Origin of the sequence: Paenibacillus glycanilyticus (genome assembly GCF_023715145.1) — a bacterium.
Lineage (GTDB): Bacteria > Bacillota > Bacilli > Paenibacillales > Paenibacillaceae > Pristimantibacillus > Pristimantibacillus glycanilyticus_A.
Genome location: NZ_JAMBNP010000015.1, coordinates 69,737 through 94,010 on the forward strand (window position 1 = coordinate 69,737; position 24,274 = coordinate 94,010).

The window sequence follows — 24,274 nt, forward strand, 5'->3', positions numbered from 1 at the left end:
TAACGAAATCAATAAATTCTCATGCGCCAACGACGCCATTATAATCCAGCAATCGAGCGATTACAATGATTAAATTCCTACGTATTCAGAGGACAAGCTGTCCATAACCGTGATTAACGACTCTAAAGAGAAAGGAGATTAGATATCAACTCCCTAAATTATTTGCGGCAAACCATATAAATATTTTCCTAAAAATGATTGAAATTTGTGTAAATATTTACTAGAATGAGGGGCAACAAGCGCCTTGCGCTGAAAAGATAAGGAGGCATCCAGATCAGGGGACGTGTATAAGGCAGTTCGTCGAAAATCGCTTCAAAGAAACCGAAGGGATGGGGAAACGATGAGCAAGGAATGGACCATGGGCAAGAAAGCGGCGTTGACGGCATTGACTGTCATGATAGGGGCGCTTCCGGCAGCCGGACTGCCGGCCGCGGCGGAAGCGGGAGCCGGCTCCGGAACGGCAACGCTGTACGGCAATTTTGAGGATTGGGATGGAGGATCCGCGGATCAGGCAACGGCCAGTAACCGGATGGAGCTGATCAAGGCGGTTAATCAGGACGGCAAGCTTTATGTCATGGCGAAGGGTCAAGGGATGGACCGGTCCAAGACGCTGTACATAAATGCCGACAATGACTCGGCGACTGGCGCGGCGATTGCGGGATGGAAGGATTCAACCGGTATTGACTACAAGGTTGAGGACCGTAACGTGTACGCCTTCGAGAATGGGGATTGGGTACAGCGGGGACAGGCAGTGCTTGAGGATTCCGAGACCTTGGCGGAATACGAGATTGATCTGAGTTCGCTTTCGGCCGCTGATCCTGCCGGGAAGATCAAGGTTGGCCTCTTCTCGGAAGGAGCGATGCTGCCGGAGCTTGGCGAGCTTATGGTCTCGGTGCAGCCATCCTCCTCCGGCGGCGCGGCGCAGGATGCTCCGCCTCCGCCAGCTGATCTCGCAATCGATGGCAATGGAGCGGAATGGGCGGATGTGCCGGAGCTGCTGCGCAGCAGCGACGGGAAAACGGCCGTGAAGTACGCGGTATCGGCGGATGCTCTTCATATGCTGATCGAGGGACGTATTGATAATGGGGAATTTCCGGATTTGTGGGAGCACTTATTAATCGATGTTGACCGTAAGCCCTCGACCGGCAATGCCATGTGGGCTTGGGCGGGAACGCTGGGCTCGGAATATCTCGTTCAGTCCGGTCTTCTCTATGAGGCAAATGGCAGCGGCGGATGGCAGGAGGCGGCGACCGGATTAAGCTATGCCCGATCGGGAACGGGAGATGCCAAGACGATTGAATGGACGCTGCCGCTTGCGGATCTGCATGCCGGTGACGCGAAGGACGTTCATATGGCTTTTCTAAGCAATAGCTACGCCATGCCGGACCCTGCCGGAGATCCTGCTGAGATCAGCCTTGTTGCGAAGCCGCAGTTATCGGTGGATGGCGATGCGTCGGATTGGGCTGGCATCCAGCCTCTGACAGTGACGGCTGACGGTCTTACAACCGTGAAGACTTCTGTTGCCGGCGGGAAGCTGTACGCCCTCATTGACGGCCGGATTGATAACGCCGAATTCCCTAATCTGTGGGAGCATCTATTCCTTGATATCGACAAAAATCCTTCTACCGGAACCTCCAGCTGGGCCTGGGCAGGCAAGCTCGGAGCCGAGTATCTGGTTCAGACGGCCATTCTGTACGCTTCCAGCGGAAGCGGCGGCTGGGAGCAGACGGATACGGTGTTTCCTTATGTCAGTATGGGGACCGGCGATCATAAAGTGATCGAATGGTCCGTGCCGCTCGGCGAGCTGGGAATTGCGGATGAACAGTCCATTCATGCCGGGTTCCTCAGTAATTCGTACGCCTCGCCTGATGCTAGCGGCGATCCTGCCGTTATTCCGCTCAAGAGCAACGGATCAATGATTACGGTGGACGGCGACGACAGCGACTGGAGCGGGGTGGAGATCGGGGCTTCGGCAAGCGGCGCGCCTTATCGGCTTGATGCTGTTCAGGATGAACGCAAGCTGTACGTCCGCGTGACGGGTGGTAATCTGGATCTCCGCAACGTCTATTACCTGAATACGGACGGCAACGAGAATACCGGGGCTTCGGCAGGCTTATGGACGGAGGAGGGCTTCGATTACAAAATCGACCGCGGCACCTTGTACGAATACCGGCAGCAGGCTTGGGTGGAGAAGGGTACGGTATATCTGGCGGTAACCGGCGACTCGCTTGAAATCAACGTCTACCTGGATCAGCTGGGACTTGATGAACCGGTACCCGTCAAGCTTGGCTTCATCAACCGGGGAATGCTTCAGCTGCCGACTGGCGGCGGTGCTCCGCTGACCGTGGATAACACCGTGCAGACGCATGAGGCAACGGATGTGTTTTATCCGCGCCAAAGCTTTGAGCTGCTGAACAATCCTTATATGGGCTGGGTGGCCTGGGCGAAGGATTCCTCTAAGCCGGACGGTACGGCTTATCCCCAGCAGCACAGCATGGTCTATGCGGGAATCACGTGGCGAGAGCTCGAGCCGGTGAAGGGTCAGTTTGACTGGGAAGGCATCGAGCGGAAATACCAGTTCGCTTATTGGGCTTCGCAGGGCAAACGGATTAATCTGAGGATTGTGCTGGATACGCCTACGGCGGATCCGACGCATAAGGATATTCCGGATTGGCTGTATGACGAGCTGGCGGCGGAAGGGAATGCCGGCACCTGGTACGATACGCAGGAGGTTGGATCCGGCTTCAGTCCAAACTACAATAGCGCGTTGCTGCTCGCCGAACATGAACGGATGATTGCCAAGGTGGCTGAGCGTTATGACAATGACCAGCGGATTGCCTACGTGCAGCTGGGAAGTCTCGGCCACTGGGGCGAATGGCATACTTGGCCAAGCGGCTCCGGGGTGTTTCCGAAGCTGAGTATATCCGATCAATACGTACAGCATTATTTGGACGCGTTCACCCGCAAGCAGATTGGGATGAGAAAGCCGTTCCCGATCGCAAGCGAGCAGCGGGTTGGTCTGTTTAACGATGTGTTTGGCATCAAATCCAGCACGGATGAATGGGTAGGCTGGACGCAGAACGGCTGGTCGGGGATTGGCGAGTTCGTGGACGATCCGGCAGATGCTGCAGCTGCCCAAGCGGCGTCCGTCATGCCGGACTTCTGGAAATATGCATATTCCGGCGGCGAATTTGCCAACGGCAACCCGGAGAGCTGGCTGACCGACGATGCCATCATGGAATCGCTGCGCCAGATGCGGGTCAGCCATACCTCGTGGCTTGGGCCTTCTTCTCCGGCGCGTACGGCTTACGGAACGGCCATACAATCAAACATCGAGACGATGCAGAAAATGATGGGCTACCGCTATGTGGTGGAGGCCGTTAAGCATGCCGGCTCGGCTGCCCGCGGGACATCCTTGTCCCTGGATACGGTGCTGAACAACAAAGGCGTAGCTCCGTTCTATCAGGATTGGAAGCTGGAATACAGTCTTGCTGACGCAAGTGGAACGATTGTGTACAAGCAGCAGCAGGATACCGATCTTCGCACATTACTGCCGGGCAGGCATGTGCTTGATAATCAGCTGGATTTGCCCTCGTCGCTTGCGGCGGGCAGCTACAAATTGCTGATTGCCGTCATCGATCCGGCAACGGAAGCGCCGGGCATGGAGCTGGCGATTGAAGGGAAACGCCCGGATGGAAGGTACGAAGTTGGAAGTCTTACTGTGTCTGGCTCGTCTGGCAGCGCAGGCGGCGGGAATGGTTCGGCGCCGGATAACGGAAGCGTGCAGCGCATTAACGATCCGGTAATTACGAACGGGAAGCTTGCGGTTAATCTGCTTGCGGGAAAGAACAGCATAGAGCTGCCGCTTCGGGCTTCGGCGTTAACGGGCAATCCGCCTATCGTGGTTTCGAGCGGGGACTTGAGCTTCGAAATGCCGGGTGCTCTGCTGGCCAAGGCGAAGGAGCAGGCTGGCGACGGTTCGGCCTGGCTGTCCATTACCCTTGCGGCAGCTGCGGATATAGCCTCTTACGCGGAGAAGGATAAAGCCAAAGCGCAAGGCATCGGGCATGCATTCTCCTTGGGGTTTGCCGTAACAACGGCAGCAGGAGAGAAAACGTTTGATTTCACAACAGAGCCTATTCGGGTATCGGTGAAGGCGGACTCGAAGGCTGTAAAGGCCATTAATCTTTATAGGATCGAAGGCGACCGGCTGAAGGCTGCGGCCGCGGTATGGAAGGACGGCCTGTTAACGGCGCGCATAGCGGGATCGGGAACCTATCAATGGCTGCAATACGAGAAGACATACAGCGATGTTCCGGCTGGTCATTGGGCGGCAGCTGCCATTCAAGCGCTAGCCGCCAAGCAGGTGATGCAAGGCGTGGATGCCGGCAGGTTTGCTCCCGGCCGCTCCGTTACGCGCGCCGAGCTTGCGGCCATGCTGGCGAGAATGCCGGGGCTGGGAACGGACTCGGGGGATGGAGTGGAAATTCCGTTCCGGGATGTTCCGGCGCAGGCATGGTATGCAGAGGAGTTGAAAGAGGTATTGGCAGCAGGACTAATGATTGGATATGGCGATGCGTTTAAGCCAAACGAAGAAATTTCGCGCGAGGAGCTGGCGGTCCTGGTTGTCCGGGCGGCAGCGAAGGCCTCCGGGGGAGCGGTCTCCGGACCGGCTTCGGGCAATTACCGGGATGCGGATCGGATTAGCAGCTGGGCAGCGGATAGTGTGAGTAAGGCGAAGCAGCTTGGTCTAATGATTGGGGACGAAGACGGCTTCTTCCGTCCGCAGGAAGGCGTGTCCCGCGCGGAGGCCGCAGTTCTCACCCTCCGTTTGATGGAAATGCTGTTGAAATAGAGGTTGAACAAGAAGGCTGTCCGGGAAACCGGGCAGTCTTTTTTACTTGATAGGACAATATCGAGCAAAAACTTATCGCATTTTGCCTAAATAGAAATTTATTTGGCGCAAACAATATATAAAAACCTGACTTATTGATGTCATATTGACAATTTTTATGGAGTAAATAGTTAAAACTTTTAGCGAAAAACCCGCATTAAAACTGAAAATAATGATAAAAAAATATTTGGCGCAAATATGTCAGGTATTTTACCCAAAAATTGTTGACTTGTCGTGAAGGCTGCGTTATTATCAGAACATGAAAACGAGTACTCGCCATGAGTTGTAATAATCTGGATCATATTTGGCGCAAAATTATTGATGGAGAGTGTAGACATGGAAAAACTGAGAATGGCATTTATCGGCGTTGGAGATATGGGCTCGCATCATTGCATCGGTTTTGATCTGCTGCCGGATTGCAAGGTGAACTATATTTGCGATATGAGCCAGGCGAATGTGGACCGTACGCTGGCGGAATTGAAGAACAGCAGTCCGGTAATCGTTCAGGACTACAAGGAACTGTTACATAAAGAGGATATCGACGCGGTTGTCATCAGCGTCCCTAACTATTTGCACCGCGAGGTGGCGGTCGCGTTTCTCGAAGCCGGCAAGCATGTCTTTCTGGAAAAGCCCGTTGCGCATACCATTGAGGATTGCAACGCGATCATTGAAGCGGCAGAAGCAAGCGACCGCATCCTGCAGATCGGTCTCGTGTACCGCTACTCCAATGTATACAAGAGAATGGCCGAAGAGCTGGAGCGGGGACGTCTTGGCGATGTCAAGCTGATGTGGTGCAAGGAATTCCGCGATCCGTTCCCGCCGACGGAATGGTTCTACGACAAGAACAAATCGGGCGGCGCGCTGGTCGAGAAGGACTGCCATCACTTTGATATTTTCAACTGGATGATCGGCTCGAAGCCTGTACGGGTGTTTGCAACCGGCGGACAACATGTGATGAAGCAAGGGCAGCCGAATATGATCACCAACTCCTACACTCATTATCCGGCTAAGCCAATTGAAGACGTATCCATTGTGGACCACGCCTTTGTAACGATTGAATACGAGAACGGAAGCAAAGCGAATCTGGGATTGTGCATGTATCTGAAGCCCCGCAATCTGATGGGGGATGGCCTTGAGATCGGATTAATCGGGGAGAACGGCGGCCAGATGGTGGCGAAGAACGATAAGACGATCGATATCGTGGGCGGACAGAACTTCACCCGCGATCATCTCGATATCGATGTGACCTCGGACTCGATTATGGGCGGTCATACCGGCGGACAAACGCAGAGGATTGAATTCGTGAAGAGCGTGAAGGAAGGCAAGCAGCCTTTCGCATCCGCTTTTGTTGGCCGTGATGCGCTGCTGATCGCGCTGGCCGCGGAGAAGTCGATTGTGGAAGAACGCTATGTGTACGTGAATGAATTAATGAAGTAAGGGGGTGCCGCGATGAAAAGCAAGCTGAGAAGATATGACACACTTATTTTCTTCTTATTTATTTCCCCTTGGATAATTGGTTTCTCGCTCTTTTTCCTAGTTCCTTTTGGTACTTCCGTGTTTTACGCGTTTACCGATGCCCGTCTTCCGGGGGCGGCGGAATACAATTTCGTCGGGTTATCCAACTTTGTAGATATGTTCAACAATCCGATTTTCAGCAAAAGCTTAACGAATACGGCCTACTTCGTCATCATTGGCGTTCCGGTCGTAACAGCGGGCATGCTGCTGCTCGCGATGCTTCTCAATATGAACGTCAAAGGCATTGCCATTTACCGGACCTTCTATTATTTGCCGACTCTGGTGCCAATCGTGGCAACGGTCATTATTTGGCGGCTTGTGTTTAACTCCGAGTTTGGCATCCTGAATGCGGGACTGTCCGTGCTGGGAATAGGCAAGATTGATTGGATGGGCAGCGAGGGCTTGGTTAAGCCGGTTATTATCCTGCTGCAGGTATGGATCTCCGGGAGCGGGGTGCTGATCTTCCTGGCCGCTCTCAAGAACGTGCCGAAGCATTTGTATGAAGCGGTGCTTATTGACGGGGCGAACAAGGTTCAGTCGTTCTTCAGAGTAACGCTTCCGATGATTAGTCCTTCCATTCTGTTCGTGGTTATTATCCAGACCATGTACAACTTTCAAATGTTTACGGAGGCGCTGCTGCTGACGAAGGGCGGACCCAACTACGCCGCTTACACTTTTGTTTATAACATCTACAAGTCGGCGTTTACGGATTTGAAATTCAGCATGGCGATGACGCAGTCCATCTTCTTGTTCGCGTTGATCTCGCTCGTCACATTTGTGCTGATGAAGCTGTCGAAACGGTTTGTCTACTATGAAGGCGAGAAATAAAGGGGGGAAACAAGATGACCACGTCTAACAAACGCATTGCGAAGCAAACCGGCAAATACGCGATTCTGACAGCTGCGCTTGTTCTGTTCGCCGGACCGCTCGTCTGGATGCTGTCGACGATGATGAAGACGAAGCAGGAAACGTACAAGGTGCCGCCAAGCATACTGCCGGAATCACTGAACTTCGAGGCTTTTCACAGACTGTTTGATGTACAGCCGCTAATGTGGAGATGGATTCAGAACTCATTTACGATTTCCGCTCTTGTTGTGCTCGGCGCTATATTGTCCAGCTCCATCGTGGCCTATGGCTTCTCGCGTTTTACGACGAAGTACAAGGATCGGCTGTTCCCGATTGTGCTCATGACGCTGATGATTCCGCCGTCCATCCTGATGATTCCGTCCTATGTGCTCTTCACCAAGCTGCATTGGGTGGATACCTGGCTGCCGCTTATCGTTCCGGCGTGGCTCGGCGGCGCGTACTACATTTTCTTGTTCCGGCAATTTTTCATGACGATACCGCAGGAGCTGGATGAAGCAACCTACCTTGATGGGGGGAACCGGTGGACCGTGTTCACCAAGGTTATTATGCCGCTGTCGAAGCCAATTGTCGTGACGACCGTCATTTTTGCCTTCGTGAACTCATGGCTCGATTTTCTCGGACCGTTCCTTTATATCAAGAGCAACAACATGTTTACCCTCAGCGTTGGTCTGCAGCTCTTGATCGGACAGACGAGCCAGGATTTCCCGGCGCTTGCCGCCGGCGCATTCATAAGCATTGTGCCAATCGGGCTGCTGTTCCTGTTCGCGCAACGCTATATTGTTGAGGGGGTGGTGCTCACGGGTTCGAAGGGGTAAGACGGACATCGCGGGCAAGGCATAAGATTATCAATACTGCTGTTTTCAAATTAATCTAAAGGGGAACTGGATATGAAAACGAACAGAAAGTGGTTATTGGGTCTTTTTACGCTGGTATTATCCATGACAATTATCATTTCAGGCTGTGGCAGCAACAACAATAACGGCGGTTCCGGTGAAGCGACAAACGGCGGGCAGAGCAATAACGGCAGTGCCGAGCAGACAGAGAAGCCAGCCGAGCCGGTTACGATTACCTACTCGCAGTGGGGCACGGCGGAAGAGCTGCAGCGTACGCAGGAGCTTCTGAATAAATTCATGGAAGCCTACCCGAACATTACGGTCAAGCTGGAAGGCAAGGACTGGGGCAGCTATTGGGATGGTCTGACGGCTAACGCAGCGGGCGGCACTCTTCCTGACGTGTTCAAGACCAGCTATGCCTTTATCGAGAAATACGGCGAGCTTGGCATCTTCAAGGAGCTTGACGGCCTGCTTGCCGACAAAGGCTTCGAACTGGGCAACATTGACGAAAGCCTGCTTGGTCTACATAAATACGGCGGCAAACAAGTATCTCTGCCAATCGATGCGAACGTCATCGTCTGGTACTACGACAAAGCGATCTTTGCGGATCCGAAGAAGAATCCGAAAGGCGCTCCGGTTCCATCCCTCGAACCAACCTGGGCTGAGGTTCTGGACATTGCAACAAAGCTGACGCTTGACAAGAACGGCAAAAACCCTGGCGAAGCCGGCTTTGACGGCAACAACATTGTGCAATGGGGCATGTCCGTATCGCCGGGCGCTTCGATGGACTGGTTCCTTGAACCGGAGCTTTGGTCCAATGGCGCCAAGCTTGTGAATGATGACGGATCGCTTGCCCTGAATACCCCTGAAGCGCGTGAAGTGCTGGACTTCTTTATCGATGCAACGAAGAAGCAAATCAATACGACGCCTGCACAAATCGAAGGACTTGGCGGCCAGGTGAACCTGGGTATTACAACTGGCAAGGTGGCGATGAACCCGGGCGGCAACTGGAACACGACAAACTTCAAAGAAGCAAACGTGGATTACGGCATTACGTACCTCCCGAAATTCAAAGAAAACAAAACGGTTGTGCAACCGGCGGGCATTGCGATTTCCCACAATACGAAGCATGAAGACGCGGCTTATACGCTGCTCTCGTGGCTGGCAGGCCCAGAGGGTCAAACGGAGCTTGCGAAGCAGGGCTATTCGATCCCGGCGAATAAAGCAGCTTCCGATGCTTATATCGCAACCGCGGGCGAAACAAACAAAATCTTCCTCGACGCGCAGCAGTTCGGCATCATTTCGCCGTTCACAGTGAAGAAAACGGACCTGGTATGGACATACGGCGAGCAATCGCTGAAGAATCCGCTTGCCGGCGACGGTGACGTGGACGCGGCCATTAAAGATCTGGAGTCGAAGCTGAAGTAAAAAGGGTTTAGGAAAGAGCGGGGAAAGAGGCGTTTGGTCGCTTCTTTCCCTTTTTTGCTTAGGCCAAAAAGCCTGAAACGACGGTGTTTCTTGACTATTGATGAATAGGGCTATACAATAGAATTTGCCGCAACTTTTGACTAGTTGCCGCAATTATAGAGAGCATATATTCGATATAGGGATAGAGAGGAACGTATGATGGCCAAGTTAAAGGACATTGCAGAGCAGGTTGGGGTATCCATCTCGACGGTATCGCGGGTCATGAAGAATGATTCTACGCGTTCCGTCAGCGAAGAGACCCGCAAGAAAATTTGGGAAGCTGCGGAGAAGCTTGGCTATAAAGCGAACCGTGTGGAGAAAAAAACCGACAGCAAGCTGATGGTTCATATCGGCTGCGTTGTTGCTATTCCTCAGAACAAATATAATAATCCTTATTTCTCCGTTATTTTGGAGGGCATTGAGAAAGCGTTAACGGAGTCCGGCCTCCGGCTGGAGTTTGTATACAGCATTGAGAACCAGGCAGACATTCAGCAGCTCCAATCGCTCGTGAAGGAGCATCGGATCGACGGCATGATTATCGTCGAGCGGATTGATGCCGATGCCTACCAATGGATCAAGCAGAATGTGAAGGCGGTAATCGGCGTCGATTTGGCGGACAGAAGCATCCCGGTCGTTTGTTACGACCGCGAAGCCGCGGCGAAGGAAGCTGTGCAGCATCTTATCAAGCAAGGCCATAAGCAGATCGGCTATATCGGAGGTCCGGAGCTGAGCGATCCTTTCCGGCAGGAGAAGCGATTCCTTGGTTATCAGAGTGCCATGCATGAAGCCGGTCTTGAGCTGAATGACAACTGGATTATTGACGTGAAATGGGATGTATCCCTCAGCTATGAGCTGACCAAGCAGGCATTTGAGAAAAAAGGCTATTCGCCAACCGCCATATTCGCGGCCAGCGATATGATGGCGATTGCCGCGATGCGTGCCGCCACGGAGCGCGGACTTCGCATTCCGGAGGATATTGCGGTTGTTGGCATTGATAATATTGAAATCTCCGAGTTTACTTCGCCGCCGCTGACGACCATTCATGTCCCGAAGATCGAGATGGGGATGTATGCCGTTAAGCTGCTGCTTGACTATCTGAACCATCAATATTCGCTGCCGGTGCGCATGACGATTCCGTACCGGATGGTCTACCGCCGTTCTTCCGAGTCGCAGCGTCCGGCCATTATCGGCGCGCAATAAGAGGTTGTCCCGAAGTCATTTTAAGTGATGACTCTGGGGCGCCTTTTTTTGATCAACGGATTCATATTGCACCAAATGCAGGATATTTGCCTAGAATGGCGGTTGCTTGAGAGAAATACTGTACGAAATACAGTATTTCTCTCGTAATAAGCGCGGAATCGCCATTTTTGCCGAAGTATTATGCATTTCGTGCAGGATATTGCAGGCTATTAGGCTTAAACGTTCCGTTATGCTGTATTTTGTGCAATGAAGATGGACGGGGGCCAATTCAAAGGTAAACAAAACAAACTTGATAGACTGCAAATAGAGTCTTGTTCACGCCTGAGCCCGGGCTTTGGCGGTGCGGGCGTAATCCGACGGAGGCATGCCGGTCGCTTTCTTGAAATCGCGCGAGAAGTAATGAATGCTGCTGTAGCCGAGCATAGCGGCTATCTCGGTAAAGTTATACTGCTGCTCGCGGATCAGCGTCTTGGCTTCTTCAATCTTCAGCTGCTTGAAATAATCCATCGGCCCAACGCCGGCTTGCGCATGGAAAACCTCCTTCAATCGGCTTTTGCCGAGATGAAGCTCCTGGCAAAGCCGGTCCAGAGTAAGCTGCTCGGCTAAGTGTCCCCGCATGAAGGCAATGATTCTGTCGGCGGTCTGCTGCTCTGCCTTCTCGGTCTGGAAGGAAGCCGGCTTGCGGACGGACTGCAGCTCGGCATCGCCTTGCTGGCGGATGAGCTGAATGAGCAGGGTCTCCAGGTAATTCCGCATTGCCTGCTCGCTGGCGAAGGGGGCGTCTTCCCGGCTGATGAGCTCATGAATATGGGAATCATCGTAAGGCGGCGCGAAGGAATGAAAGCCCTCCTGCAGGAGCAGCGACAGCAGATTGCGTTCTTTGGTGCCCAGCTGCATGACGCGGTTCTCGAATCTCTCCATGCAAGGGGATGCGCACTCGAAGGACAACACGAATAAGTTAGGCGGCTTATGCTGATGGCCAACGTTCACCGTATGGAACTCCCCGGGCTTATGGAAAATGATCATGCCCTGCTCGAGCTGATGCGTCTGCTCGTCGGCCCTGACCTCCACGGATCCCTTGTCCACATACAGCAGCTCCCAGAAGTCATGCTGCTCCCCTTCAAACACATAACCCTTCGCGAATTCAAAATAATGGAATGAAATCAGCTTGCGTACCGCAAGCATTTCCTGAAGCGTATGACGGGCGAATTCCACTGCTGATCTCTCCTTTTTTATCTTCGTTTGCACTTATTATAAATCCTTTTCGCGCTGTGCAAAAGGTCCGGCTGATTTGCTAAAGGCGGGCTGGGGGACGGCCTATATAATTAGCTGTATAAAGAGCAAAGAGGAGGCTGTCCAGCATGAAAAAAGGGATTAATATCTGGTCTTTTCCGTCAGGCATGAGTATAGAGGAAAGCATTGAGCTCGCGAAGGATGCCGGATTTGACGGCATCGAGCTGTCGTTAAACTTGACCGGTCCGTTAAGCGTGGAGAGCACCGCGGAGGAAGTCCGCGCGATCCGCCAGTTTGCGGACAATGCCGGCATCGAGCTGTCTAGCCTTGCCAGCGGTTTATATTGGGATTACCCGCCAACCAGCGAGAACGAGCAGGTGAGCACAAAAGCGTTCGATATCGCGAGAAAGCAGCTTGAGCACGCGGCGGCGTTGGGCGTTGATTCCGTACTGATCGTGCCGGGGGCTGTTGGCGTAGACTTTATTCCAAATGCGCCGGTTGTGCCTTACGACCGTGCATACGACAACGCGCTGGCCTTCTTCACGAAGCTGGCCAAGGAAGCGGAAGCCTTGAAGGTATCCGTAGGCATCGAGAACGTATGGAACAAGTTCCTGCTGTCGCCGCTCGAAATGCGCGGATTCATTGATGCGGTTGGTTCCGATTATGTCGGCTCTTACTTCGATGTGGGCAATGTCGTCTATTCCGGCTACCCTGAGCATTGGATCTCGATCTTAAACAAACGAATCAAGAAGGTGCACTTCAAGGATTACCGCAGACAAGCGGGCGGACTGCACGGCTTTGTGGACCTGCTTGCGGGCGACGTGGATTATCCGGTTGTCATTCAAGCGCTGGAAGCGATCGGCTATAACGATTATGTAACGGCGGAGATGATCCCGCCATACACGCATCATACGAAACAAATCGTGTACAACACATCGGCAGCCATGGATGCCATCTTGGGGAGGACGGAACGCTAATGCTGAGAATCGGACTAATTGGACTTGGTTTTATGGGCAAAACCCATCTGGAAAACTATTTGCGCCTGGAGAGAGAAGGAGCGCCGATCCGCGTCGCGGCGATTTGCGACGTGGACGAAGCGAAGCTGAACGGCGGCGGCAGCGGCGGCAATATCGAGACATCCTCGGATAACGTCATTGATTACGGCCGGTTTAACAAATATACGTCCGTACAGGCGATGCTGGAGAGCGAGCAGCTGGATGCGGTAGATATTACGCTGCCTACCTTCCTGCACCGCGATGTAACGCTTCAATGCTTAAACGGCGGCGTTCATGTGCTCTGCGAAAAGCCGATGGCGATGAACGCGGAAGAATGCGACATTATGATTGAAGCTGCCGAGGCTAACGGCAAGCAGCTGATGATCGGGCAATGCCTGCGCTTCTGGCCGGCATACGTCTACCTGCAGGAGCTGGTCAGCAGCGGCAAATTCGGCAGCGTGACGAACGCTTACTTCTACCGCGGCGGCGGCACTCCTTCGTGGGGACCGTGGGTGCTGGTGAACGAGAAGGGCGGCGGCGCTTTGCTCGACATGCACGTGCATGATACCGACGTTGTGAACTGGCTGTTCGGCAAGCCGGAAGCCGTATCCTGCTATGGCAGAAACGTGATCCCGGGCAGCGGTTACGATATCGTCTCCACCCATTACCGGTATGACGACAACAAAATCGTCTCCGCGCATGTGGATTGGACGCTGAACGGCGATTTTGGCTTCGAAATGGGCTATAAGGTTAACTTTGAGCATGGCAACGTGCAATTCGACGGTGCCGCCGTTAAGGTAAATCCGAATGACGGCGCGGGCTTCACTGCGGAGCTGCCGGAGGATCAAGGCTACTATTATCAATTAAAATACTTCACGGAAGCGCTTGTTCAAGGCTTGCCGCTGGATACGGCCACTCCGGAAAGCACAAAGGGCAGCATCGAGATCGTGACAGCCGAGAGAGAATCGGCGGATCAGCGCGGCGCATGGATTGCCGTCCCGTAAATGAGCAAATATCACGAATTTCCTTATGCCATACATGCGGCAGCCTTCACGGATAAGGAGTGGCGTCAGCTGCAGCCGGCCGAGGTAGGCTATCAGCAATGGCTGCAGGTGGAGCAGCCGCCCGAGACGGAGGTTCGCGGAGCCTACGATGAAGTAGCGCTGCACCTGCAGTTCCGGGTATACGAGGAAGCGCCGATCATGCGGCACAGGCAGCACGGCGATCCGGTCTACCAGGACAGCTGCGTGGAATTTTTCCTCCAGCCGCTTCCGACCCGGGACGAGCGTTACCTCAACTTCGAGCTGAATGCCGCCGGGGTGCTGCTGCTGGAAATCGGCGAACCGGGCCAAAAGCGCAAACGGATTCTTCCGGAAGCCACTAGCCAGTTCGGCATACGCACGGCTCTTGGATTATGGAATCCGGAATGCCGCAGAATGTATTGGGAGCTTAACCTGCGTGTTCCGTTTGCCTTCCTTAAGTACTGGTTCCCGGACTTTAAAGCGGAGCCGGGAACGGTCATGAAGGGCAACTTCTACAAATGCGGCGACCTGACGCCGGCCCCGCATTATTTGAGCTGGTCGCCGGTGCAATCGGATACGCCCAACTTCCACCGCAGCGACAGCTTCGGAACGTTGGTTCTGAAATAAATTAATAGAATGGCCGCTTCCTTTAAGGATGCGGTCCTTCGTGTTTTTAACTATATTAAACTAGCGGAACGGTCGACGATACCGACGGCGCCATGAACCTCCATCCAAGCGCCACCGATATCGTTGAGGTCGAGCAGGTCGTCAATGTTACGGCAAACCAGGCTTATAAATTAACGGGCTCGATGTGGAGCACCGGCGATCCGACCTACGGGTATGTCTACATCTACGACGGCACCCAGGTCCTTGCCCAGGACTTTACGAACGGCACGAAAAGCTTGAATCTCACCTTCACTCCGGCGGGCAATCAGCTGCGAATTGTTCTCCATGCTTACAAGCAGCAGACGGGCGTCGTCCATTTTGACGATCTAAGCTTAAGCGTAAACTGATTTGGTCCCTTAATTATTTAGAACGTTAATCAAATAGAGCTGTCGGCTAATCGCCGGCAGCTTTTCCTTGTTTCAGCAGCACTCCGCAAAGTTATACAAAGTTATGCACAATGTTACACACATATCAACCGAGTAGTTAATGGGATTAGATGTGCTATTCACAGCATTCATCCACATATCCACAGGCCGTATTATCCACACGTGATTAACATTTAAAGCCCTTAATTTATCACTACCGCCTCAAAAAGAAAGCGTGTACAATAAGGGGCATCAGTTGGAGCATCCGTGTTTGGACGATGGGGAGGACCGGAAACGAGGGCCAAAAAGAAGCGCGGAACCTCCTCGACCTCGGGCAGCTATATATCGTCCGATCATGAATTCGATGATTTCCTCCCTAGCCGTTGACCGCAGCGAAATCCAGGGGATTCTGCTCTTCGCATACGATGGGACCCGCATTTGCGGAATGGCCTTTTTCCCTGTTTAAACCAGATGCGTCAGATGAAAATATCCTCGCGGCTGTTTTATATTTTCTAACGTATGGTAAGGTTGGTTATAGGGATATCCATCTTAAGCTGAAGGAGGTTGGAGATGAGGAACAGAGGCATATGGATCGGAGGAATCGCTTGTTTGCTGCTGCTGGCCGGATGCGGGAACAATTCGGCGGATGAGGATTTAAAGCCAACGCCCGTGGTTAGTGATCAAGCTGAATCCATGGTTCCGGCAACCGAAACGCCGGAAGAGCAGCCTGCCGAAACGGATGAGGGAACGGCAGGCGGAGAGATCAAGCTGAACCGTCTGGATAACGTATTTGGGTTCGCGGACGAGGCGGGAGAGCGGCTGATTACCATTCCAATCGACAGCGGAGCCGAACTCGCTAATCCCGAGCAGTTCGACACGGCTATAGGAAATGGCGGGGAGTTGATTGAGATCGAGTATGTCCGCCACCAGGAAGCCAATGATCAGGATACCAATAGACAGACGATCAATAACTTTAATAATATGGCGGGATACCTTTACAAGGTGAAGAACGGGACTCTCCTATCGAATAAGTCCTATCTGTTAGCGAGGAAAGACGTCGTTAGTAAAGGCTTCTTGATTGCTTTAACGAATACGGGGAACGGGGAAGATTTCCGGGCGGATGCCGATACGGTCAAACGCATTGAAGCCTTGAAGAAGCGGAAGGTTGCTTCGAGCAGCATACTGTCCGAATCGGCGCAAGAGAAAATAGCCTTGTTTGTATTCGAGCGCGAGGGGGATGACATGCTGGCAAGCATTGCTTATATGAATGGCGATAAAGTGCTGTTCAAGGATTTTCCCGCAACGTATAACGAGACCGGCACTTGGAGAGTAGACGGCGGAGATGATCCCGGGCTTTTCGAGGTGCTGTTCCTTGCCCATTCGGACGAAGGACTGCTGCTCGGGCTAGCATGGGCTGGTGCCGAAGGGGAGAACCTGTTTGTTTTGCAAGAAGCGGATGGCGCTCTGCAGGATACGAATTTATTAAGCAATAGATATTGGGCTCCTTAACATGCAGAGGGCAGCCGGTCACAGTGACCGGCTGCCCTTGCTTGTATTACCAGCCGAAATCCAGCGTTTGTCCCGTTTCCGTGTAAGTCTTGATGTTGCTGAGCATCATCCACCAGTGTTCTTTCGAGTTAGCAAGGGAGGGATGATTCTCCGTCCATTGATCATTTACGAGCGTCAGCTTGGTACAGGTGCCCACCGTCTCCAAGGTGAAGGTTACCCTTGATTCGAGTTCGGCGTGGTTCGCTCTATAGGAGGGTCCCGGATGCTCCCGATAGCTGAGCACCTTGCCCGGATCCGCCTCTAGAATAGTGCCGTATACATGAACCGTGTTCTCGCCGTCCGCTCCCGGACCGACATATTCGAAGGATGCTCCGGGCTCCAAGGCCGAGTTCAGAACGGTACCGAAAAAGGTACTCCGCGTGCCTTCCGGACTGACGAGCGTCTGCCAGACCTGCTGGGGTGTTGCGTTGATATAGAATACGTAGCTTAGTTCCATCTTTGTTTGTCCTCCTCAGAAACTATTAATCAGTAATACTAGCGTGGTAAACTCATTATAAATGGAGGCTTTTGCTAAGTATTGTAAAAACGCGACAGGAGTGAAAGGATGAGCCATTCAGTAGCGCGGCCCAGCATGGGCGTTCTTGGACTTAACGGATCAGGAGACCCGTTCCGGCTGGAACGTTATCCGGCCTCGGAGGCATTGTCGCCTTTTATCATGCATTACTGGATCGTTGAGTGGAATTTGGATCGGGAAGCCCCCTATTGGCAGCATGTTGTGCCCAATCCGTGTGCCAATCTGGTAGTGGAGCTGGGCAAGACCTTTTTCTATGGACCCGGCAAGGTGAAATTCTCCTATCTGCTTGAGGGAAGCGGGATTGTCTTTGGCGTCAAGTTTCGGCCCGGAGGACTGTTTCCGTTTGTTAACAGGGAGATGTCCGAATTGACCGGAAGACCGCTCGAGGTTGCTGAAGTTCTAGGGATTGAAGGTACGGCTCTCGAGAAGCTTGTCCTTGCCCAGGCAGATGATTCCGGAATGATTCGGACGGTAGAGCAATACTTGGCGGCCAAGCTGCCTCCTTACGATGATCATATCGAGCTGGTGAACCGGATGATTAACTTCATTGCAGGCAATCGGGAAGTTACCAAGGTCGCGAACAGGTGACCAAGGAATTCGATCTGAACATCCGGCGGCTTCAGCGTTTGTTCGCCAAGTATGTGGGCGTTAACCCCAAGTCGGTCATCAGGCTGTACCGGCTGCAGAATGCCGCCGAGGCGATGGATCTTGGACAAGCTCAGGATTTAGCCTGGTTATCCGTTGAGCTGGGGTATCATGATCAGGCGCATTTCAGCAAAGACTTTAAGGCAGTAATAGGAAGGTCGCCGGAGCAGTATTTGTCAGGCGCGTGAAACATTCCAGGTATTGGAGGCGTATAGAGGTTCTAAGCGATATGCAAAGTCAATTTATCGAGGAGTGAACCATTTATGAGCGAAAAGGGTTGTATTAAATGCGGCAGCCAAGCTGCAAGTACGAAGGAAGTAGCCATGACCGGCACAGGTCTCTCCAAAATGTTCGATATTCAGCATAATCAGTTTATCGTTGTCTATTGCGAGGATTGCGGATACTCCGAGTTTTACAATAAGCAATCCTCTGCGGGCTCAAACCTTCTGGATCTATTCTTTGGTTAGACGGAAAATAGGAATGGCAGCAGAAACAGCCGACTGGCATCGGCTGTTTTTTGTTGACCGGGGCATCTTCTCGCGCACATGCTTTTATCGACAATACGAACATGGAGCAGCCTGAACTTCGATGGGTATAGGAAACAATCATAATTATCTATAAAACGAGTAAAATATATTGTAAAACGATAAACATTATGTTACATTCGAATCGACAATAACGAAGTGAGGTGCATGTTTGTGGAACGGGGAACAACACTCTTTTTGAAAGTGACCGTGTTTCTGATGGGGCTTCCGATTCTTGCATTGTGTATATTCGGGTTGCCTGCGATTATGAAGGAAGCTACGGAAGCTTGGCCGGATTATTGGGTATATCCCGTTATTACTGCAATGTATCTGTCCGCGATACCGTTTTACATTGCCTTGTATCAGGCATTTAAGCTGCTTGGCTATATTGACAGGAACCAGGCTTTCTCCGAATTATCCGTGACGGCTCTCAAGAATATCAAGTTCTGCGGGATAGCCATTAGTATTTTGTACGCGGCGGCTGAACCATTCCTTTTTTTCATCGCGGATGTCGACGATGCTCCGGGTCTTATCGTCATCGGATTAGTGGTTATCTTTGCATCCTTGGTGATCGCTGTATTTGCGGCTGTACTTCAGAAGCTCTTGAAAAATGCCATCGATATAAAATCAGAAAATGATTTAACGATCTGAGGTGGAATAACATGGCGATTATTATTAATGTTGACGTGATGCTGGCCAAGAGGAAAATGAGTGTTACCGAGCTTTCGGAGCGGGTGGGAATAACGATGGCGAATCTGTCCATTCTCAAAAATGGAAAAGCAAAAGCAATCCGCTTATCCACGTTAGAAGCGATTTGCAAGGCTTTGGATTGTCAGCCAGGAGATATTCTGGAATATAGAATGGATGAGGGTCGTTCAGAATAGGGAATGCAGGGCAGCCAAGATTGGCTGCTTTTTTGTTTGTCATTAAACGCATAAAAATCTGAACGAGTAAGGAATTTATATGATATTGACGTAACGACTGCGAATGGTCATAATAGGTGTAACATTAAAGTGTGATCACATATCACATAATTGAGGTGAAGGAACGAGTGAGAGAAACCATTGAAGTGTCTACGGTGAATTACGAGGTGTACGACCGTTTGAAGCAGCGTATCACGCTTGGCATCATTCCTCCAGGCAAGAAAATTTCGATCCGCACGTTGGCGGAATCCTTCGGCGTAAGCACGATGCCGGTTCGGGAAGCGCTGCGCAAGCTGCAGGCGGAGGGTTTTGTTACATTCGAACGGCGCAGCGTGACGGTCAACGAGCTCTCCGTGGAAGAAGTCCAGCAAGTGTTCACGATCCGGCTGCGCATGGAGCTGCTTGCCGCGGAGTGGTCGCTTGAGCGCGTGACGCCCGATGATATCGGCGTACTGGAAGATGTGCTAAGCACGATGGCGAATCCGAAGATTGACGTGAAGGAATGGCGGATGCTGAACAAGCTGTTCCACATGCGGTTTTATCAATGCTCGGAATCCACCCATTTGCTGGAGCTGATCAGGAACGTGTGGGACAAGGTCGAACCGTATATGACGATCTATTCGTCCACGGTGGAGGACTTCCAAGAAGCGCAGGTGCAGCACAGCGAGATTTTGGAGCTCATCCAAAAACGCGATTTGCCGAACTTATTGGAGAAAATCTCAGATCACTTGAACTATACCTGCGAGGTTGTCATCAAGGCGCTTGCGAATAAAAAGTAAATTCCGGCTGGGAGGTGGATGGCATGACATAAAGCAGGCTCGTCATTGAAGTGAGAGGCAGCAAAATGGAGTCAATTAAATGGAGGTGTAGAGGAAATGACGCAATCAACGCTTGATCAGGAGCTTTTTGAAAGCGAGTATGAACATTCGGCGGTACCCCAAAACAAACGAAAGTCGCTGTTGTCCGTCACGTCCATCTGGGTTGGGTTCCCGATGATCATTACGGGCGCGGTTACCGGTGCGACGCTCGTCCACGGGTTAGGCTTTGCGCGCGGCATTCTGGCAATGGTGCTCGGCAACGTGCTGCTGTTCGCCTATGTAGGTTTGCTGAGCATGCTGGGGGCAAGGGACGGCAACAACTTTTCGCTGCAAGCCTCGCGAACGTTCGGGCGTAAAGGCTACATAGTCTCATCCGCGCTTCTGTCAACGCTCGTCATCGGATGGTTCGCGGTGCAGACGGGATTAACCGGCGTGAGCATGAGCGGCGCCTTCAACGTCAGTACGGTGCTCATCGTCGTGGTGGCCGGCATTTTCTACGTCGTGCTAACGCTGCTGGGCATTAAGGCGTTATCCATTATCGGCATGATATCGGCACCGCTGTTCCTGATACTGGGAATCTATTCGGTTGCGGAGGCTGTCCAGAACGGGCATGCCGTCGCCAGCTACGCCGGCAGCTCGGATTCGCCGATAGCGTTTTGGGTGGCCGTTACGCTTGTATTCGCTTTGTTTGCCGATTCCGGAACGATGACGGCCGACTTTACCCGATGGGCGAAAAACCGCAAGCATGCGGCTATCGCTACCTTCGCGGCGTTCCCCGTTGCGAACCTGATCGCCATGCTGATTGGCGGGGTTATCGCGGCGGCGACGCTCACCGGGTCGGGCGACGTATTTGGCGTCATCGTCGATAAGGGCGGCGCGCTCACATGGATCGCGGTTATATTCTTGTTCATTAATCTCGGTTCGGTCTGTTCCCACTGCTTGTATAACGGCGCCGTCGGCTGGTCGCATATCACGGGTACCAAGATGCGCACGATGACGATTATCCTCGGCATCATCGGCATTGTAGCGGCCGCGTTTGGCATCTGGAATTATTTCATTAATTGGCTGAATCTCCTTGGCGTCATCGTGCCGCCGATCGGTGCCATTATCCTGATGGATCAGCTGGTTACGCGCAAGACGTCGACTGCCATCGACGCAGACATTCGTTTCCAGCCCTTCCTCGCCTGGGGAATCGGCTCCGCAGCCGCGTTGATCGTCAATTATCAGTTCCCAAGCCTGTCTACCGCAATTACAGGAATACTCGTATCGACCGTTACGTATTGGCTTATTTCCAAAAAATCGTCCGTCGTTACCTCGCAATCCGTTACCGCAAGAAGATAAGAGCGAAAGCGGCACGAGGCGCGTCTGCCAACGCGTTTCCTGCCAAGAAGATTCATTATTGTCATTGTAGCATACGAAAATTGTACTTACATCATAATCGGAGTTGATCATATGAGCGCGTTTACGTTTAAGGAAGCAACGGTAACTTCGTTTCATGAGGCATTACGGAACAAAACCGTTACCGGCTCCCAATTAGCGGAATTTTATTTGGATAGAATTGAAGCGTACAACAATCAAGGACCTCGCATTCAGGCCATCGTCACGGTTAATCCGCGCGCGTTGGAGGAAGCAAGGGAGCTGGACGCATATTTCAATGAGACGGGAGAGCTGAAGGGACCGTTGCACGGCGTGCCCGTGCTGGTAAAGGACCAGGCCGAGACGGCGGGTATCGTGACGACGTTTGGCTCCAAGGCTTTCGAAGCGTATGTGCCGGAACAAGACGCCACGATTATCAAGCAGCTGCGCGAAGCCGGCGCGGTTATTCTGGCGAAGACCAGCATGTGCGATTTCGCGGCAGGCTGGTTCTCCTTCTCCTCGGTGACGGATCACACGAAGAATCCTTACGATCTGGATCGCGAATCGGGCGGTTCGAGCGCGGGCACAAGCGCCGGCATCGCCGCGAATTTCGGGCTGATCGGCGTAGGCGAGGATACGGGCGGCTCGATTCGTCTGCCATCTTCTTTTAATAACTTATTTGGTCTTCGCCCCACGACAGGCTTGATCAGCAGAAACGGGTTTTCCCCGCTTGTCCATTTCCAAGACACGCCGGGCCCCATCACGCGTTCCGTCAATGATGCGGCGAAGTTAATGGATGTTCTGGTTGGCTTCGATAAGAACGACGCGTTTACATCCGCCACGTCTTACACATCGGATGCGGGAAGCTACGAAGCTTCTCTGGAAGGCGCAGCCATGCAGCAATACCGTATCGGCGTGTTGTCGGACGCGTTTGGGCCAGACACCGATCCGGACTGCGCACCGGTGAACGAGCAGGTCAGAGCCGCCGTGGAATGGTTGAAAGCCAGCGGGGTTGAGGTTGTCGAAGGCCTGTCCATTCCGGACATGGCGCAATGGACCGAGGACACGTCACTGTACATTACGCAATCGAAGAATGATATTAACCGCTTCTTGTCCAAGCGTCCCAATGCTCCGGTTAAGAGCTTCAAGGAAATTTATGAGGGGCAGCTGTTCCATCCGATGAATGACCTGTTCCATGATATTAACGGTGGTCCGGAAGTGCCGGAAAGAGATGCATCCTATTACCGCAAACGGGTTCGGCAAGAGGAGTTCCGCCGTACCATCCTCCATCTGATGATGGAGAATGGCGTGGATTTCTTGATTTACCCAACCGTTCGGGTATTGCCGCCAACGCGCGAAGAGCTGTATGCCCAAAAATGGACCTGTCTGACGTTCCCGACGAATACGGTTATTGCATCGCAGTCCGGCTTGCCGTCGATGTCCGTCCCGGCCGGGTTCGCCGCCCATCTCCCCGTAGGCTTCGAATTGGTCGGCAAGCCGTATGCCGAAAGCGATCTTCTTCGCTTCGCTCACGCTTATGAGCAGCAGGCGTCGCCAAGACGAGAGCCGGCGCTGTGAGAAAAGTTGATTTGAACTGCGATATGGGCGAGAGCTTTGGCATCTACCAATACGGGGCTGACCAAGAAATGATGCCGCTGATTACCTCTGCCAACATCGCCTGCGGATTCCATGGCGGGGACGCCAGCGTCATGCGGGAGAGCGTTGCTCTTGCCAAGGCTTACGGCATTCGCGTTGGCGCTCATATCGGATTGCCAGACCGAGGCGGCTTTGGACGAAGATATATGGATATGTCGCCAAATGAGGTCTATGCCATTACGCTCTATCAGCTTGGCGCGCTAGAAGCCTTCCTTCGGGCGGAAGAACGGAAGATGTCGCACGTGAAGCTGCACGGCGCGCTCTACATGATGGCGGCGGAGGATAAGAAGCTATCCGATGCTTTTGCCCAAGCCGTTCATGCCTTTCAGCCCTCGCTTCGCGTCTATACGCTGCCCGATAGCGAAACGGCTGCGAGCGCGTCAAGATTGGGGTTGCCCGTCGTAAACGAATACTTCGCAGACCGTCCTTACCTGTCCGGTAAAGTGAAGATGTTCGGGTGGACGTTAGGGGAGATCGGTTCGCCTGCCGCTATCGCCGCGCGAGTAGAGGCGATGCTAGGAGATCCGGCTTTTGCCGATATTGGCACGGTTTGCGTGCACAGCGATACCGCGGGAGCTCCTGCAATCATGAGCGCAATTCGGGACCGAATGGAGCAGTACGCTTGAACAGTCGCCGCAAGGTTTATCCTTGCGGCGTTTTTTTGTTTTCGCAGATGGAAGAGCTCCTGTAAAATAGTATTAACTCTATTGATATAACGAATAGGAGGAATTAAATTTATGAAGTTTCGTGCTGTAATCCAGCTGAGCAAAAAGACCGCAACGGGTATTGAAGTCCCTGTGGAGGTCATGGAGAGTCTTGGTTCAAGCAAGAAGCCTGCCGTTTGCGTCACGATAGGAGATTATGCATACCGTACAACCGTGGGCTCTATGAGCGGAAAATACATGATACCGGTCAGCGCAGAAGTCAGAGCAGGTGCCGGAGTCGCTGCGGGTGACGAAGTTGATGTGAATGTAGAACTGGATAATGAACCGAGAGAGCTTGCTGTTCCGGAGGATTTCTCCGGCGCGCTGAGTCAGAAGGAAGAGGCGAAGCAATTTTTTGAGGGATTGTCGTACAGCAACAAGCGACGTTTTGTACTCAACATCGAGGATGCTAAGACTGCCGAAACCCGGCAGCGGCGCATCGATAAAGCAATCAGCCTGTTAAGCGAGGGACGAGTTCAATAATTAGCCGAATAAGCTTTAAAAGGTC

General features: G+C 52.6%; 23 protein-coding genes. 21 read left to right on the forward strand and 2 right to left on the reverse strand.

Annotated features, from left to right (window positions below):
- The first annotated feature begins 340 nt into the window (after positions 1-340).
- From M3194_RS27700 to M3194_RS27725, 6 genes are all read left to right on the forward strand, one after another.
- Positions 341-4,855 (forward strand): S-layer homology domain-containing protein, encoded by a 4,515-nt coding sequence (locus M3194_RS27700; protein WP_251657359.1) that lies wholly within the window; start codon positions 341-343, stop codon positions 4,853-4,855.
- A 375-nt stretch (positions 4,856-5,230) separates the two neighbouring features.
- Positions 5,231-6,331: a Gfo/Idh/MocA family protein gene (locus tag M3194_RS27705; RefSeq protein ID WP_251657360.1), complete on the forward strand. Its 1,101-nt coding sequence runs from the start codon at positions 5,231-5,233 to the stop codon at positions 6,329-6,331.
- Positions 6,332-6,343: 12 nt separating this feature from the next.
- A complete protein-coding gene (locus tag M3194_RS27710) occupies positions 6,344-7,237 on the forward strand; it encodes a carbohydrate ABC transporter permease (RefSeq protein WP_251657361.1) in 894 nt (297 codons plus the stop codon).
- A gap of 14 nt (positions 7,238-7,251) precedes the next feature.
- Positions 7,252-8,091, forward strand: a complete 840-nt coding sequence (locus M3194_RS27715; RefSeq protein ID WP_251657362.1) for a carbohydrate ABC transporter permease — start codon at positions 7,252-7,254, stop codon at positions 8,089-8,091.
- Positions 8,092-8,163: 72 nt separating this feature from the next.
- Positions 8,164-9,537 carry an ABC transporter substrate-binding protein gene (locus tag M3194_RS27720; RefSeq protein ID WP_251657363.1) on the forward strand — a complete coding sequence of 458 codons (1,374 nt, stop codon included), beginning with the start codon at positions 8,164-8,166 and terminating at the stop codon, positions 9,535-9,537.
- Positions 9,538-9,732: 195 nt separating this feature from the next.
- Positions 9,733-10,776, forward strand: a complete 1,044-nt coding sequence (locus M3194_RS27725) for a LacI family DNA-binding transcriptional regulator (protein WP_251657364.1) — start codon at positions 9,733-9,735, stop codon at positions 10,774-10,776.
- A gap of 315 nt (positions 10,777-11,091) precedes the next feature.
- Here M3194_RS27725 and M3194_RS27730 read toward each other — a convergent pair whose 3' ends face one another.
- Positions 11,092-11,991 carry a helix-turn-helix domain-containing protein gene (locus tag M3194_RS27730; protein WP_251657365.1) on the reverse strand — a complete coding sequence of 300 codons (900 nt, stop codon included), beginning with the start codon at positions 11,989-11,991 and terminating at the stop codon, positions 11,092-11,094.
- Positions 11,992-12,137: 146 nt separating this feature from the next.
- Here M3194_RS27730 and M3194_RS27735 point away from each other — a divergent pair, with 146 nt between their 5' ends.
- From M3194_RS27735 to M3194_RS27755, 5 genes are all read left to right on the forward strand, one after another.
- Positions 12,138-12,986: a sugar phosphate isomerase/epimerase family protein gene (locus M3194_RS27735; protein ID WP_251657366.1), complete on the forward strand. Its 849-nt coding sequence runs from the start codon at positions 12,138-12,140 to the stop codon at positions 12,984-12,986.
- Complete coding sequence (locus tag M3194_RS27740; protein WP_251657367.1) at positions 12,986-14,008, forward strand: Gfo/Idh/MocA family protein; 1,023 nt, start codon at positions 12,986-12,988, stop codon at positions 14,006-14,008. Before M3194_RS27735 ends, M3194_RS27740 begins: the two co-directional genes overlap by 1 nt.
- Entirely contained in the window at positions 14,009-14,653 is a 645-nt protein-coding gene (locus M3194_RS27745; RefSeq protein ID WP_251657368.1) for a carbohydrate-binding family 9-like protein, read from the forward strand.
- 92 nt (positions 14,654-14,745) lie between these two features.
- A complete protein-coding gene (locus M3194_RS27750) occupies positions 14,746-15,039 on the forward strand; it encodes a hypothetical protein (RefSeq protein ID WP_251657369.1) in 294 nt (97 codons plus the stop codon).
- Positions 15,040-15,627: 588 nt separating this feature from the next.
- A complete protein-coding gene (locus M3194_RS27755; protein WP_251657370.1) occupies positions 15,628-16,566 on the forward strand; it encodes a hypothetical protein in 939 nt (312 codons plus the stop codon).
- Between the two features lie 46 nt (positions 16,567-16,612).
- Here M3194_RS27755 and M3194_RS27760 read toward each other — a convergent pair whose 3' ends face one another.
- The gene (locus M3194_RS27760) at positions 16,613-17,062 is read right to left on the reverse strand and encodes an SRPBCC family protein (RefSeq protein WP_251657371.1); all 450 of its coding nucleotides are present in this window, start codon (positions 17,060-17,062) and stop codon (positions 16,613-16,615) included.
- Positions 17,063-17,170: 108 nt separating this feature from the next.
- Here M3194_RS27760 and M3194_RS27765 point away from each other — a divergent pair, with 108 nt between their 5' ends.
- The 10 genes from M3194_RS27765 (at position 17,171) to M3194_RS27810 (ending at position 24,249) form a co-directional block, all read left to right on the forward strand.
- A complete protein-coding gene (locus M3194_RS27765; protein WP_251657372.1) occupies positions 17,171-17,728 on the forward strand; it encodes a DUF6597 domain-containing transcriptional factor in 558 nt (185 codons plus the stop codon).
- A complete protein-coding gene (locus M3194_RS27770) occupies positions 17,725-17,973 on the forward strand; it encodes a helix-turn-helix domain-containing protein (protein ID WP_251657373.1) in 249 nt (82 codons plus the stop codon). The genes M3194_RS27765 and M3194_RS27770 overlap by 4 nt, the downstream gene beginning before the upstream one ends.
- A gap of 75 nt (positions 17,974-18,048) precedes the next feature.
- Positions 18,049-18,252 (forward strand): zinc ribbon domain-containing protein, encoded by a 204-nt coding sequence (locus M3194_RS27775; RefSeq protein WP_251657374.1) that lies wholly within the window; start codon positions 18,049-18,051, stop codon positions 18,250-18,252.
- Between the two features lie 231 nt (positions 18,253-18,483).
- Positions 18,484-18,960 carry a DUF2975 domain-containing protein gene (locus M3194_RS27780; protein WP_251657375.1) on the forward strand — a complete coding sequence of 159 codons (477 nt, stop codon included), beginning with the start codon at positions 18,484-18,486 and terminating at the stop codon, positions 18,958-18,960.
- Positions 18,961-18,971: 11 nt separating this feature from the next.
- Positions 18,972-19,193, forward strand: a complete 222-nt coding sequence (locus M3194_RS27785; protein WP_251657376.1) for a helix-turn-helix domain-containing protein — start codon at positions 18,972-18,974, stop codon at positions 19,191-19,193.
- Positions 19,194-19,360: 167 nt separating this feature from the next.
- Positions 19,361-20,011, forward strand: coding sequence for a GntR family transcriptional regulator (locus tag M3194_RS27790; RefSeq protein WP_251657377.1), 651 nt, complete (start codon positions 19,361-19,363; stop codon positions 20,009-20,011).
- Positions 20,012-20,107: 96 nt separating this feature from the next.
- Positions 20,108-21,391, forward strand: a complete 1,284-nt coding sequence (locus tag M3194_RS27795) for a cytosine permease (RefSeq protein WP_251657378.1) — start codon at positions 20,108-20,110, stop codon at positions 21,389-21,391.
- Between the two features lie 111 nt (positions 21,392-21,502).
- Positions 21,503-22,984, forward strand: a complete 1,482-nt coding sequence (locus M3194_RS27800; RefSeq protein ID WP_251657379.1) for an amidase — start codon at positions 21,503-21,505, stop codon at positions 22,982-22,984.
- Entirely contained in the window at positions 22,981-23,688 is a 708-nt protein-coding gene (locus M3194_RS27805; RefSeq protein ID WP_251657380.1) for a 5-oxoprolinase subunit PxpA, read from the forward strand. Before M3194_RS27800 ends, M3194_RS27805 begins: the two co-directional genes overlap by 4 nt.
- A gap of 111 nt (positions 23,689-23,799) precedes the next feature.
- Entirely contained in the window at positions 23,800-24,249 is a 450-nt protein-coding gene (locus M3194_RS27810) for a YdeI/OmpD-associated family protein (protein ID WP_251657381.1), read from the forward strand.
- Positions 24,250-24,274 lie beyond the last annotated feature (25 nt).